The sequence below is a fragment of the Traorella massiliensis genome (assembly GCF_900104665.1).
GTDB classification, from domain to species: Bacteria; Bacillota_I; Bacilli_A; order Erysipelotrichales; family Erysipelotrichaceae; genus Traorella; species Traorella massiliensis.
Map to the genome: position 1 here is coordinate 97,802 of NZ_LT629968.1, position 13,526 is coordinate 111,327.

The 13,526-nt window shown below is 34.9% G+C and carries 13 protein-coding genes; 11 read left to right on the forward strand and 2 right to left on the reverse strand.

Going from position 1 to position 13,526, the window contains the following annotated elements; genetic code table 11:
• Positions 1-294 precede the first annotated feature (294 nt).
• From BQ5367_RS04920 to BQ5367_RS04945, 6 genes are all read left to right on the forward strand, one after another.
• Positions 295-1,572 carry a helix-turn-helix domain-containing protein gene (locus BQ5367_RS04920; protein ID WP_071440651.1) on the forward strand — a complete coding sequence of 426 codons (1,278 nt, stop codon included), beginning with the start codon at positions 295-297 and terminating at the stop codon, positions 1,570-1,572.
• A gap of 575 nt (positions 1,573-2,147) precedes the next feature.
• Complete coding sequence (locus BQ5367_RS04925) at positions 2,148-2,633, forward strand: hypothetical protein (protein ID WP_071441436.1); 486 nt, start codon at positions 2,148-2,150, stop codon at positions 2,631-2,633.
• Positions 2,611-3,270 (forward strand): hypothetical protein, encoded by a 660-nt coding sequence (locus BQ5367_RS04930; RefSeq protein WP_071441437.1) that lies wholly within the window; start codon positions 2,611-2,613, stop codon positions 3,268-3,270. Before BQ5367_RS04925 ends, BQ5367_RS04930 begins: the two co-directional genes overlap by 23 nt.
• Positions 3,271-3,521: 251 nt before the next feature.
• A complete protein-coding gene (locus tag BQ5367_RS04935) occupies positions 3,522-4,667 on the forward strand; it encodes an MFS transporter (protein ID WP_071441438.1) in 1,146 nt (381 codons plus the stop codon).
• Positions 4,648-5,400, forward strand: a complete 753-nt coding sequence (locus BQ5367_RS04940; protein ID WP_071441439.1) for an HAD-IIA family hydrolase — start codon at positions 4,648-4,650, stop codon at positions 5,398-5,400. The genes BQ5367_RS04935 and BQ5367_RS04940 overlap by 20 nt, the downstream gene beginning before the upstream one ends.
• Positions 5,401-5,428: 28 nt before the next feature.
• Positions 5,429-5,944: a YqaA family protein gene (locus BQ5367_RS04945; RefSeq protein WP_071441440.1), complete on the forward strand. Its 516-nt coding sequence runs from the start codon at positions 5,429-5,431 to the stop codon at positions 5,942-5,944.
• On the opposite strand, the gene BQ5367_RS04950 is transcribed toward BQ5367_RS04945, so the two are convergent.
• Positions 5,885-6,502, reverse strand: a complete 618-nt coding sequence (locus BQ5367_RS04950; RefSeq protein ID WP_071441441.1) for a gamma-glutamyl-gamma-aminobutyrate hydrolase family protein — start codon at positions 6,500-6,502, stop codon at positions 5,885-5,887. The genes BQ5367_RS04945 and BQ5367_RS04950 overlap by 60 nt on opposite strands.
• Before the next feature lie 61 nt (positions 6,503-6,563).
• On the opposite strand from BQ5367_RS04950, the gene BQ5367_RS04955 reads away from it, so the two are divergent.
• The 4 genes from BQ5367_RS04955 (at position 6,564) to BQ5367_RS04970 (ending at position 11,621) form a co-directional block, all read left to right on the forward strand.
• On the forward strand, positions 6,564-7,079 hold the full coding sequence (locus BQ5367_RS04955) for a GNAT family N-acetyltransferase (RefSeq protein ID WP_161940470.1): 516 nt from the start codon (positions 6,564-6,566) through the stop codon (positions 7,077-7,079).
• Positions 7,072-7,974 carry a CPBP family intramembrane glutamic endopeptidase gene (locus BQ5367_RS04960; protein ID WP_071441443.1) on the forward strand — a complete coding sequence of 301 codons (903 nt, stop codon included), beginning with the start codon at positions 7,072-7,074 and terminating at the stop codon, positions 7,972-7,974. The genes BQ5367_RS04955 and BQ5367_RS04960 overlap by 8 nt, the downstream gene beginning before the upstream one ends.
• Positions 7,975-8,048: 74 nt before the next feature.
• Entirely contained in the window at positions 8,049-10,571 is a 2,523-nt protein-coding gene (locus BQ5367_RS04965; protein ID WP_071441444.1) for a ribonucleoside-diphosphate reductase subunit alpha, read from the forward strand.
• 9 nt (positions 10,572-10,580) lie between these two features.
• Entirely contained in the window at positions 10,581-11,621 is a 1,041-nt protein-coding gene (locus BQ5367_RS04970; RefSeq protein WP_202615268.1) for a ribonucleotide-diphosphate reductase subunit beta, read from the forward strand.
• A gap of 22 nt (positions 11,622-11,643) precedes the next feature.
• On the opposite strand, the gene BQ5367_RS04975 is transcribed toward BQ5367_RS04970, so the two are convergent.
• Positions 11,644-12,039, reverse strand: a complete 396-nt coding sequence (locus BQ5367_RS04975; RefSeq protein WP_071441446.1) for an HIT family protein — start codon at positions 12,037-12,039, stop codon at positions 11,644-11,646.
• 84 nt (positions 12,040-12,123) lie between these two features.
• Between BQ5367_RS04975 and hflX the strand changes: the two genes are divergently transcribed.
• Positions 12,124-13,347 carry a GTPase HflX gene (gene hflX / locus BQ5367_RS04980; RefSeq protein WP_071441447.1) on the forward strand — a complete coding sequence of 408 codons (1,224 nt, stop codon included), beginning with the start codon at positions 12,124-12,126 and terminating at the stop codon, positions 13,345-13,347.
• Positions 13,348-13,526: the final 179 nt, after the last annotated feature.

Below are 13,526 nucleotides of genomic sequence, written 5' to 3' on the forward strand. Positions count from 1 at the left end.
CCTATCTTGAACAAACATTTAATGATATGCACATGATGGATGTAAAGTTTGATGGATAAATATTTTTTAGAAAGTTAAATGCTCTCTCATAATCTAATTTTATCATATCAATATTAGTAATAATAGACTTTAGTTAAATAAAATTTAAGGTAGTAAAGTGAAAAGTTAAATTCTACTTTAATATAGGAAGAGATGAATTTAATCTTTCACAAAATTCATGTTGAATTTACTCTTTCAATATGTCATATTGAAAATGACCGGAAGCAGCCAGAATCACAAAGAAAGGAGGCCCTTATGGCTGCCACAAATAAAAATAAACATATGACCGAAAATGAAAGAAAAATTATTGAATCAAGTATTCGTAATGGTGCCACCCATACGGCCATTGCACAAGTCATCGGTAAAGACAAGTCTACCATAGGAAAGGAAATCAGGCTTCATCGGGTCCTGACTTATAAATGCAATCTTCCTCTGGAATGTGTGAACCGATCCAAATGCTCTCATAATCACAGCTGTAAATTGGAATGCCCTGATTATATCCGGTTTAAATGCTCACGAAGAGACAGAAGTCCCGGGGCCTGCAATGGCTGTTCAAAATTTCATTCCTGCAGATTCAATAAATATGTCTATCAGCCCGAAACAGCTCACAGAGAGTACAGGAATACGCTTGTCGATTCAAGAGTGGGCGTGAACCTGACAACAGAGGAGGCAAAAAAGATGGGCGGAATTGTCAAACCGCTTCTTGATCAGGGCCAGTCCCCTTATCAAATCATTCAGGCTCATCCGGAATTAGGAATTACTGAAAGAACCCTCTATACTTATATCGAAACAGGCGTATTCAGTATTGTCGGAATCAGTGTTATGGACCTAAGACGCCAGGTATCCAGAAAAAAATTCAAGTCTAAGAAAGCCGCTTTAAAAAAGCGTGAAGACAGAAGATTCCTGAAAGGGAGAACCTATAAGGATTACTGTAACTATCTCTCCGAGAATGAGGACGCCAGAATCGTACAGATGGATACGGTATACAACGATATATCAAATGGTCCATTTATTCAGACATTCAAATTTGTGAAATACGGCTTCCTGTTCGGCATCCTTCACGAAGAGAAAACAGAGGAAGCGATGGTTTCAGGCGTGAATGCTTTAGAAAATCTTTTAGGCAGCGAACTTTTCCATGAAGAAGTTGAAATTCTTCTGACAGACCGCGGAAGCGAAATGGCCGATGCAGAAGGAATTGAAAAAAAAGAAAACGGAGCAAGAAGAACCCGTGTCTATTACTGTGATCCGATGCAGTCCACACAAAAGGCAACCCTGGAAAACAATCATATTGAACTGCGCTACATTTTTCCAAAAGAAACAGATTTAAGAGCTCTGGGGCTAACATCTCAGAAAGCCTTGAATACTGCACTGTCGCATATTAACTCGATGTCAAAAGAAAAGCTCAACGGAAAGTCACCCATTGAGCTGATGGAATTTCTTCATCCTGAACTCATGAAGAAATTCAACGATTTTGGAATTACCAGAATCGAAAAAGATAACATTATTCTAAAGCCCTACTTATTGAAAAAATAATGAATTAAAAACCAGCTGCTTCACGGTCTTTCAAACAAAACATAGTAGAATTTAGTCTTTCCAGCCAAAAAAATTTCTAAATTCTCCTATCCTTTATTGCGGCCTTTTTATGTTATCGTCAATAATATTATATACCTGAAACAGTAATTCCTACAATAACAAAAAGCAAATAACTATCCGTCTGTCCTGATAACTATTTCATTTTAGAAATGATGAACGACTAATTTCCACATTTTTTTGTCGCTTTTTAAAGTAGAATTTAACTTTTCACTTCACGTAAAATTTAAGGTATTATTAAAGTGAAGATAAAAAGGGAGAGGGTCTTATGAAAAAGGTATTAAAATTTATCAAAATCGTTTCCTGTAGTGGATGACTACCATTATGAGGAAACTAAAAGCAGATGTACAGAAATAAGTACAAATTTAAAAGGAAGATCGTCTAGTAGAGGTAAAACCAATGGGTAATTAAAATAATTATATAAATATTCTAATAGATTACGATACAAATATGAAACCTAAAATTGTTTTAAAGAAAGGAGTGGCTTAATTTTAGGGGCTGGTTAGCAAAAAAATATTATGTTGAAAAAAATTTTTAAAATATTTTTAAGTATATCAATGGTTTTATTAATTGTTCCGATGAAGGTTTCTGCGGAAGAGTCCGAGAGAAGGGTACAGGTAGTTCCATGTAGTGGATCTGATGTAGACTTAACATATACTGGCAGTCATTTAGAAATCGTTAGATTATTTAGTATTGGATGCTTCCCTGGAAGTTCTTACACAGTTTCAGCGGAAATGATTCAAACTATAAGTACTAATGCAGGTGTTTCTATATTAGAGGGACTAATAGATTTAGGAGTTGAAACCTCAATTTCAACATCATCTAGTGTAGGACTTACTGTAACAAATACCAGTAATGTACATAGTCAAGCTGCATTATGGGTATCCTATGATGATTATAGTGCAGTAGAGTTAGATTACTTAGGAAATGGAACCTGTGCTGTTTACAGAAGTACTGTAGAAGTGCCAGATTATTATCTTTATGGATTTGAAAACAGTCATTAAGAAATGCAGTATTGTATTGATATGTTCCATTTTCCTTTGTTCCTGTATGACAAATACGGATATGAAAAGTCCTGATGATTTTATTGTTATTGATAATGGCGATGAAAATTATCAATTAATTATGTATAAGGAGTATAGCAGATCAGATGCCGCATTTACAGTTGAAAATGATAAAGTTATTTTCACTGATGCAGATGTCAGTATAAATAAAAATGACTGTTATAGTTATAAAGATATTGATCTCATAGATTTTTGGGAATATTATACATCTTCGAAAGAGCTTGATTTAGAGGATAATGATTTGCTTTTGATCGGTTATCAGTATCATACTTATAGTGAAAATCCATCTGGAACTTTGCCGGGTGCTGATCTTATTTATGTACTGGATAATGGTGATTCCTCATGGCTGGTTTATTCTTTTAGAGGGGTTTTGAAAAATAATGATGAATATTATTGTTTTGAACTTCTGGATGCTGTATATCCTTATGGTGTTTATGATTATGCTATCAATCAGGAATTTAATCCATTCCATCCAGCCTTTGCATCAAGAACCGGTTATGAATATCCTCAATGGTACTATGATAAATTTATCGAATGGTTTGAGTTAAATAATTTTGAGTATCAAAAAATTCAATAAGACATATAAAACTATGAAATAGATGTTTAAAATATGTTTTAAAAAAATAGATGAGTAAGGAAAAAAATGAAAAATTTTAGTTAATTTTTAACCATTCTGTAGATTTTATGGTATAATACTTGTGATAGAGTTATTAAATAAAGGTTGGTACTAAATTTCCCTTTTCATTCATTTCTCATACCAGCTGGTAGCTCTATCTTCCCTTATTCATAGAACTACATTGTAGTCATATACTAAAAGCAGGTGAAAACATGAAAAATGTTCGACTTGCTTTTTTTCTTTATTTTTCATATGTATCAGTAGGGTGTATTGTTTCTCAGTTAATTCCTTTGATCAATGATGTAGGATATTCTGCTTTTGAGAAAAGTTTGATTCTTGGGAGTGGAGCTTTATTTTCATTTTTAATGTCTTTGTGGCTAGGAAAAATGAGTGATACCCAAGGAAGAATCAAACCTTCTTTTTATATCAGTACGTTTCTTTATATCATTTTTATGCTTCTTTTTTATTTTCTGAATTCAATGTTTTTTAAAGCAGTGGCATTAGCAGGATTGATTGGTGTTTCACGAACATTGATGAGTAGCTGTGAAACGATTGTTTTATTGGCAAAGCCAGAAACATTTGGAAAATATCAGAGCATGGGAGCCTTAGGTCTTATCAGCGGATCTTTGCTCTCAGCACAGCTGATGCCGATAGGTAAGGGAAGTTTATGTCTTTTTTCAACATTGGCTAGCATTTGTTTGATTTATAAGTGGCCGGAAGAGCAAAAAGAGAAGAAAGAAATTAAGATGCAGGATTTTTTACTTTTATTGAAAAACAAAGAATATGTGGGTTATTTAATGATTTTTTTCTTTTTGATGCTGATGGGGTTTGCTGATCAGTATATTGTTGTTGATAAGATGGTGAAGCTGAAAGCTTCTGCAGGAATGATTTCTTTGAAATATGCTTTACAGGCTTTGATGGAAATACCGGTGTATTTAAGTATAAAAAAGATCTTTCAGAAATTTTCGGTTTCAACATTGTTAATTTTTTGTACATTGATGAGTGCCATAAAATTTACTCTTTATGGTTTTGTATCTGTCAGTTATATGATCGTTGCTGTATCCCTGCTTCAGATCTTTACGCATCCGATCATCGTAGTGCTTTCTAAAAAGCTGATTGCTAGCTGTACGCCCTCTCATCTGATTGCTTCTTCACAGATTATCGGGTTTGCGGTGTATTTTGGTATGAGCGGATTTATTGCTTCTCTATTGGGACAAGGACTTATAACGTGGTTTTCATTTGATATTGCCTTGTATATTTTCGCATCACTAGCGCTTTTTCCTTTTCTTATTTGGTATTTTATGAGAAAATATGGTAAAGTAGGTGCGGTGATGAAAAATGAAAACATATCTGATTGATTTAGATGGTACGATGTATCGTGGAAACAGCAATATTGCTGGTGCAAAAGAGTTTATCGATAACTGTTTAGAAAAAAAAGTTCCTTTCTTTTTTTTGACAAATAATGCTACACGAACACTACGTCAAAATGTGGAACATATGGAGAAGCTAGGTTTTAAAGGAATTGAGGAGAAACATTTTTTTACCAGTTCGATGGCGGCAGCACGAATCATGCGTAAAAAAGGTTATGATAAGGCACAGATGATTGGCATGGATGGTCTGGCAGAAGCTTTACAAAACAGTGGTTTTAAAATCAGTGAAGAACCACAATGTTTATTTGTAGGGCTTGATCGCCAAGGAAACTATGAAAAATATTCCCAGGCATTACAGTATTTATTAAAAGGAGCTATTTTAGTTGGTACGAATGATGATCGTCTTTTAGCTCATGGAGATACGTTTCATATTGGAAATGGTTCTATTGTAAGGATGTTTGAATATGCCAGTGGACAGACATCGATGAAAATTGGAAAACCACATAGTGCTTTTCTTCATGAAGCTTTAGATTATTATCATCTTTCTAAAGAAGAATGTATCATCATTGGTGATAATCTGGAAACAGATATTGCTTTGGGAGCGAATGAACAGGTGGAAACGATTTTAGTCCTAAGCGGTGTTCATCATGAAGAAGACATTGAACGTTTAAAGATCTATCCGGATCGTATCATTTCACGACTCGATGAATTAAATCAATAAAAGACACATAAAATGAAACAGGTGAGATATGAAATCGGGCTTGTTTCTTTTTATTTATTCAATTTTGAAAGCTTTTTTACCGCTGCCTTCATTAGAAGCACTCTTATTGCCTCTTTGTCTTTTATATCCGGATAAAGCTTTTTTTTATTCTATGCTTAGCGGACTAGGAACTTGTATTGGTGGACATATCGGTTATGAGATCAGTGATCATTATGGAAGGAAGGCTGCTTTAAAATTTGTTAGTGAGGAAATGATGGCATCTGCTGTTGAGAAATTTAAGAAAATGGGTTATTTATATATCATTATCGGTTCCCTTTCTCCTTTTCCTGATTTTATACTTTCTTATGCAGCAGGCATTTTGAAAATGAATCGCTGGATTTTTATGCTTTTAGATGGTGGCTGCCGGTGGATACGTTCTTTACTTCTCATTTATTTTTCGGCTGCTTTGAATGAATATTTTCAATTTGATCGTTATATAAGCATTTTATCGATTTTGATGCTTTGTTACTTTATGGGCCGCTACTTCTTGAAAAAAAGAAGTTAATAATGATGATTCTGTTTCTACTTCAGGATGCCACTGTACACCTAGTATTTGTTTATTTCGAATAGCTTCAATGATCTGATCATGATCAAAAGCTTGAACTTCAAAACCTGAAGCAAGCTTATCAATACACTGATGATGATCACTATAAACAAGTACTTCTCTTCCATCAGATAAGATGACAGGATGAGTGATATTCTGATGGTGAGAAATATGTTGATGGAGAGTCCCGCCAAAATACACATTGATGACTTGCATTCCTTTACAGATGCCAAGGAGTGGAAGCTGATGTTTTTGGGCATAGTTCACTACTGCAAATTCCATCTTTTCAAGTTTGAAATCATCGAGTTTTGTTTTAGGATGTTTTTCTTGATGATATCGCTGAGGATCGATGTCACCGCCTCCAGCAAGAATAAAACCATCGCATTCAGGAAATTGGCTTTCATCAAATAAAAATAAGGGTAAGATCGTGTAAGTTCTCATCTTATCGATCAAATAAGAGGAAAAGACATAGCGGTGCAATTCTTCGTTGAGACGGGGAAGGATACCAATTTTTATCATACTCTAGCTTATGCGCAATTTTTGTTTTGACAACAGCTTTCTATTGGTCTATCATAGAAATATGGAAACGAAAAGATTATTATTAAGAAAATTGAGTAAAAGTAATGCTTATGATGTTTATCAGAATATCTTTCATGATGAAAAGGTCTTCGAGACCTTTTTAGGGCGTTATGCGGCAACATTTGATGATTTTGATTTTGATGGGTTATTAACTTTTTTTGAGAAAAAGTTGTTTAGTTATGGAATCGAATTGAAAGGAAATCATGAATGTATCGGTATTATTTTTGAAAATCAGCGTCATGAGGATAATATTGAGATCGGATATGCATTATCTTCTAAATATTGGAATCTAGGGTATATGAGTGAAGCTTTAAAAGCTGTTTTATACGAGCTGATGGAAAGAAATGAGGGGAATGTTTTTTCAGCTGCTGCTTTTAAAGAAAATATTGGATCATGGCGAGTAATGGAAAAATGTGGCATGAAATATTCCCATACAATAAAAAATGAAATTGAATGGAAAGGCAAATCACATGATGTTGTATATTATGAAATGAAAAAGGAGATAAGCAATGTTTGAACTGTTTAAAAAAGAAAGTAAATATAAGGATGGGATTACAAAAATAAAAACACCTGCTACTTACTGTCTGATCGTAGCGGCTGTAATGTTAATTGGCAGTGTTGTACAGTCGATTCTTGTTCTTCCATTAGTAATTGGGGATCTTGATTCAGTGGAGGCGATTGATACAGTATTGGCTTCACAGACCATGACACTTTATAATCTGTATTTGACGATCGTTATTTCACTGATGATTCTTTATGTCGGTATTAAGATGCATGGACGTAGTTTTGAATCGATGGGTTTGAGTGCTCATCATGCTTTGAAGCATTATTTAATTGGATTAGCAGTAGGCTTTTTGACGCTTTCAGGAGCCATGCTGATTACGTATGTATTTGGTGGAGCACGTTTTGCAGGTATTGATTTAAGTAATATCGGTTTACTTCTTTTATATTTTGTTGGCTTTTTGTTTCAAGGATTTGAAGAAGAATTGCTGTGTCGTGGCTTTATGATGTTTGGGTTAAGTAAAAATCATTCAGTATTTTTTAGTATGATGTTTAACTCATTGCTTTTTGCGGCTCTTCATATAGGCAATCCAGGAGTTTCGCCATTAGCTCTTGCTAATTTGTTTCTGGCAGGTCTTTCTTTTAGCTGTATGGCTGTTTATTTTGATAATATATGGGCGGCTAGCGGTGCTCATTCAATGTGGAATTTTGCACAGGGAAATTTCTATGGTATTCTGGTTTCTGGCATGAGCATGGGACCCTCAGTATTTAAGTTTGAGCTAGTGGGAAATGCTTTGATCAGTGGTGGCAGTTTTGGACTTGAGGGTGGTATCGGTGTCTTTTTAGTTGAGATCATAACGATTCTGATCTTCTGTCTTTTATACAAATATAAAAAAGAAAAAGTAATGTAGGTGTCCGAAGGATTTCGGGCATTTTACTTTATACTAGGGCCAATTTCAATATAATAGGAGTACGAGGTGCTAGTATGAAAATTATAAAACGTGATCAGCGACTTGAAGAATTTGATGCATCAAAAATCAGAAATGCCGTTCAAAAAGCCTTTCATAGTACGCAAAACAATATATTAGAAGAACATATGGAAGAGATTTGTCATGCTGTAAGAAAAAGAGTTGAAGAGGAAGAAAAAGCTGGCAGATCATGCAGTGTTGAAGATATTCAAGATCAGGTAGAAGAAATACTGATGAAACTTCAATATTTTAAAGATGCGAAAAGTTATATTCTTTATCGCCAAAAACGTCAAAAGATTCGAGAAGAGAAGAAATTGATTCAAACTCTTATACAAGATAAACGATTATATGAGTTATTAGAAAAAATTGAAAAAGAATTTGAAGAGATATCCCTACAGCCATTGTTTTTAAAATATCAGTCATATTATGATGAAGGTATGGGAATCATCAAATGCCTGGATATTTTAATGCGTTCAAGTGTTGAGCTGATCAGTGTCGAACAGCCACAGTGGGAAATGATCGCTGCTCGTTTTTTAAATATGAAGCTTCATCTTTTAGTAGATGAACAGTGTAAGCTACATCATCTTGATAGCTTTTATGATAAGCTTTGTTATTTGGAAAAGGAAGGTTATTACGGAAGCTATATTTTAGAAAATTATTCAAAAGCGGATGTGGATGAACTACAAACCTGTCTGAAAGAAGAAAATGATGATTTATTTACCTATAGTGGCTTAGATCTGCTTTATAAACGTTATCTGATCAGTTCACATCAGCATGAACTTTTAGAAACGCCTCAGGAAATGTTTATGGGAATTGCGATGCATTTAGCCATTCCTGAAAAAAATAACCGTCTTTTTTGGGTAAAAAAGTTTTATGAATTATTAAGTAGTTTGAAGGTAACGGTTGCGACACCGACGATGGCTAATGCACGCAAGCCTTATCATCAGCTTTCAAGCTGTTTTATTGATACGGTGGATGATTCATTAGATGGTATTTATAAGAGCCTGGATAATTTTGCGAAGGTATCGAAGCATGGTGGCGGTATGGGACTTTATTTTGGAAAGGTGCGTGCTAATGGTTCAGATATTCGTGGTTTTAAAGGAGCAGCCGGAGGGGTGATTCGCTGGATCAAATTAGTGAATGATACAGCTACGGCTGTCGATCAGTTAGGTGTACGTTCAGGAGCGGTGGCCGTTTATTTGGATGCCTGGCATAAAGATTTACCGGAGTTTTTAGCTTTACGTACCAATAATGGTGATGATCGTCAAAAGGCGCATGATGTTTTTCCGGCTGTCTGCTATCCGGATCTATTTTGGAAAAGGGTCGAAGAGGATATCACACAGACATGGTATTTGATGGATCCTCATGAAATTGAAAAAGTTAAAGGATACTGTCTGGAAGATTTTTATGGAGCTGAATGGGAAAAACGTTATGAAAGCTGTGTTTCTGACAGCCGTATTTCAAAAAGAGAAATTATCTTAAAAGATCTTGTACGGCTGATCATCAAGTCAGCAGTTGAAACGGGAACTCCTTTTGCTTTTAATCGTGATATCGTTAATGAGGCGAATCCAAATGCTCATAAAGGTATGATCTATTGCAGCAATCTTTGTACAGAGATTGCTCAGAATATGAGTGCACTCACCCATCGTTCACAAAAAATTGTAGAAGTGAATGGTGAAAAAGTGATCGTTGATGAATATGTCCCTGGTGATTTTGTAGTCTGCAATCTTGCATCCCTAACACTTGGGAAAATTAATGTAAATGATGAGAAAGAACTGAAAGAGATCATTCATGTCGTGATACGTGCCTTAGATAATGTCATTGATCTTAATTATTATCCATTGCCTTTTGCCCAGATTACGAATCAGCGATACCGTTCTATCGGACTTGGAACGAGCGGTTATCATCATATGCTAGCCCTTCAGGGAATTGCTTTTGAAAGTGAAGCCCATCTTCAATTTGTTGATCAGTTGTATGAAAGAATCAATTATTATGCGATTGAAGCCAGCTGTGAATTAGCAAAAGAAAAAGGAAGTTATGAGTTTTTTAAAGGCAGTGATTGGGATACGGGCCTCTATTTTGAAAAAAGAGGTTATGAAGATGAAAAATGGCAAAGATTAAAAGAAAAAGTACATCAGAATGGATTGCGTAATGCCTATCTTTTAGCGATTGCACCTACTTCTTCAACTTCGATCATTTCCGCAACGACAGCAGCCGTCGATCCAATCATGAATCGCTATTTCTTAGAAGAGAAAAAGGGAAGCATCATTACACGTATTGCTCCGGATCTAAGTCCAAAAACCTTTTGGTTATATAAACAGGCACATCAGATCGAGCAATCCTGGATCATAAAAGCTGCAGGTATCCGTCAGCGTCATATCGATCAGGCACAATCTGTGAATCTGTATATTACAAATGAATTTACGATGCGGCAGGTATTAAATCTGTATCTGTCGGCTTATCATGAAAAAGTAAAAACACTGTATTATGTTCGCTCCCGCTCACTGGAAGTGGAAGAATGTGAATCATGTGCATCTTAGGAGGAAATCATGGAACTAAAGAAAAAAGCCTTGTTTAATGAAAATGGTGATATAGAAGTAAATAAAAGAAGAATGATCAATGGAAATACGACCAATCTTAATGATTTCAATAATATGAAATATAAGTGGGTAAGTGACTGGTATCGTCAGGCGATGAATAATTTTTGGATTCCAGAAGAAATCAATATGAATCAGGATATCAAAGATTATCGTCTTTTAAGTAAAGCTGAAAGGACAGCTTATGATAAAATCCTCTCTTTTCTTATTTTTCTTGACTCCCTGCAGACAGCAAATCTTCCTAATGTTGGTGAATATATTACTGCCAATGAAGTCAATCTTTGTTTAACGATTCAGGCTTTTCAGGAAGCTCTACATTCACAAAGTTACAGCTATATGTTAGATACGATCTGTGCTCCACAGGAAAGAGAAGACATTCTCTATCAATGGAAAAATGATGAGAAACTATTGAATCGTAATAAATTTATTGGTGATCTTTATAATGATTTTCAAGAACATAAAGATGCGGCAACACTTGTCAGGATGATGATTGCTAACTATATATTAGAAGGAATTTACTTTTATTCGGGATTTATGTTTTTCTACAATCTTGGAAGGAATGGAAAAATGCCAGGTTCGGTACAAGAGATCCGATATATCAATCGTGATGAAAATACTCATCTTTGGCTGTTTAGAAATATTCTTTTGGAATTACAGAAAGAAGAACCTGAGCTTTTTGATGAAGAGAAAAAGGAAATATATCGGGATATGATCCGTCAGGGTGTTGAAGAAGAAATCAAATGGGGCGAATATGCCATTGGAAATGAAATCGAAGGATTAACACCAAAGATGATTCATGATTATGTCAAGTATTTAGGTAATTTAAGAAGTCAGGGTATTGGTTTAGGTATTTTATATGAGGGTTATGAGGAAGAACCTAAATCTATGGAATGGGTTTTGCGTTATGCCAATGCCAATATGATCAAAACAGATTTCTTTGAAGCACGTTCGAGTGCTTATGCGAAATCAAGCGCCTTGGTGGATGATCTATAATAAAAAGGAGCATAAGCTCCTTTTACTTTAATAATGCACAAAGTTCTTCAAGGTTTTGTTTTTCAGATTCATGAAATTCAATTTGAATTGCATCCTTTTCATCATAACGTGGAATGATATGAAAATGTAAATGCATGACAGTCTGTCCAGCAGCTTCATGGGTGTTATTTAAAATATTAACACCGTTTGCATGTGTACGTTCCATGATTCTTTTCGCAAGCATTTGGGTTACTTGAATCAGATGAGCTAGGGTATCTGGATCACATTCCAGAATATTGGCAAAATGTTTTTTAGGAACAACTAAGGTATGACCTTTTGTTACTTGAGATAAGTCTAAAAAAGCAATGACACTTTCATCTTCATAAATAACAGATGAAGGAATTTCATGATCAATGATCTTACAGAATATACATGACATAGTTTTTCTCTCCTTTTTTTATTATCATAATCCAACTTGCGAGAAGTTTCAAGAATCTATGGTATAATAATCATAGGTGATGCTATGAATTTAAAAATTGTATGTGCAGGATTGTATTTAGAAAATGATAAAGATGTAAAGAGCCAGTTTGAAGAAACGAAAGGTCTGGCAAGAGCCTGTGACTATGAGATCGTGGGTGAGATCATTCAAAAAAGAAGGACACCTCATCCTGCCACATATTTTGGTGAGGGGAAAGTTAGCGAAATCAAGGCGTTGATTGAGGAAACCAAGGCGAGTGCCTGCATGATTGCAGCTCCGATTACACCGAGTCAGATGCGTACGCTTAAAGAGATGTTAGGTGTGCGGGTATTTGATCGTAATGACTGTATTTTAGAAATTTTTGGCAAACGGGCACATACAAAGCAGGCTAAGCTGCAAGTTGAATTAGCTACGTTGAAACATGAACTTCCTTTTGTTATCCATACACAGCAGAATTTCTCTAGAATGCGTGGTGGCAGCAAGAATAAAGGTGAGGGAGAAAAACAGTATCAGTTGGATCGAAGAAAATATGAAATTCGTATTCAAAAAGTAGAAAAAGAACTGAAGGAAGTAAAAAAATCTTTGGCATCTATGAAAAGAAAGCGTCATCGCTCAGATTTGAAGATGGTGTCTTTGGTGGGTTATACGAATGCTGGGAAAAGCAGCTGCATGAATGAAATATTGCGTTATTGTGATAAAGACGAAGATAAGCAGGTTTTTGTAAAGGATATGTTGTTTGCAACCCTGGATGCTTCTATTCGTCATGTTTCTTATAAAGGAGTTGAATTCTTATTGTCAGATACGGTGGGTTTTGTTTCCCATCTTCCTCATGAATTGATGGATGCTTTTCATTCAACATTAGAAAGTGTCAGTGATGCCGATCTCATTTTACAGGTAGTGGATGAAAGTAATGAAAATGTACTTGAACATATGGAAGTGACTCAGAAAACCTTAAAGAAGCTATCCGTAGAAAATACGCCGATGTGGGTCCTTCATAACAAATGTGATTTATGTGAATACAAGAAAAATGAGAAAGGACATTTTTATATTAGCGCTGAAAAGGGTGTAGGAATCAGTGAAGTTTTAGAGGCCGTTGTAGAGATGATACGTAAAGAGAGAATGACTCTGGAAGTCTGTGTTGACTATGAAAATATTGATTTGAATGCCAAGATCCATCGCTTTGCGAATATTCTTTCTTGTGTAGAAAAACAGGATCATTGGGAGTATCAGATTGAAGTAGATCGACGTTATGCTTCATTATTTCAATAGGTTGTGAATTAACTTTGAAATTCACAAAAAAATCATAAAGAAAATAATACTTGTGAAATCATAATCAAAAGAAAAAGCCTTTAAATAGGGCTTTTTTAAATGCTTGTGAACTGAAAGTGTTTTCATTTCACAAGTGCTAAAAAAATAAAGATGTAAATTTTCACAAGTAATAAAAAAGA

Coding starts and splice junctions, on each gene's coding strand:
- BQ5367_RS04920 (WP_071440651.1), top strand. CDS start 295: ATGGCTGCCACAAATAAAAATAAACATATGACCGAAAATGAAAGAAAA.
- BQ5367_RS04925 (WP_071441436.1), top strand. CDS start 2,148: ATGTTGAAAAAAATTTTTAAAATATTTTTAAGTATATCAATGGTTTTA.
- BQ5367_RS04930 (WP_071441437.1), top strand. CDS start 2,611: ATGGATTTGAAAACAGTCATTAAGAAATGCAGTATTGTATTGATATGT.
- BQ5367_RS04935 (WP_071441438.1), top strand. CDS start 3,522: ATGAAAAATGTTCGACTTGCTTTTTTTCTTTATTTTTCATATGTATCA.
- BQ5367_RS04940 (WP_071441439.1), top strand. CDS start 4,648: ATGAAAACATATCTGATTGATTTAGATGGTACGATGTATCGTGGAAAC.
- BQ5367_RS04945 (WP_071441440.1), top strand. CDS start 5,429: ATGAAATCGGGCTTGTTTCTTTTTATTTATTCAATTTTGAAAGCTTTT.
- BQ5367_RS04950 (WP_071441441.1), bottom strand. CDS start 6,502: ATGATAAAAATTGGTATCCTTCCCCGTCTCAACGAAGAATTGCACCGC.
- BQ5367_RS04955 (WP_161940470.1), top strand. CDS start 6,564: ATGGAAACGAAAAGATTATTATTAAGAAAATTGAGTAAAAGTAATGCT.
- BQ5367_RS04960 (WP_071441443.1), top strand. CDS start 7,072: ATGTTTGAACTGTTTAAAAAAGAAAGTAAATATAAGGATGGGATTACA.
- BQ5367_RS04965 (WP_071441444.1), top strand. CDS start 8,049: ATGAAAATTATAAAACGTGATCAGCGACTTGAAGAATTTGATGCATCA.
- BQ5367_RS04970 (WP_202615268.1), top strand. CDS start 10,581: ATGGAACTAAAGAAAAAAGCCTTGTTTAATGAAAATGGTGATATAGAA.
- BQ5367_RS04975 (WP_071441446.1), bottom strand. CDS start 12,039: ATGTCATGTATATTCTGTAAGATCATTGATCATGAAATTCCTTCATCT.
- hflX (WP_071441447.1), top strand. CDS start 12,124: ATGAATTTAAAAATTGTATGTGCAGGATTGTATTTAGAAAATGATAAA.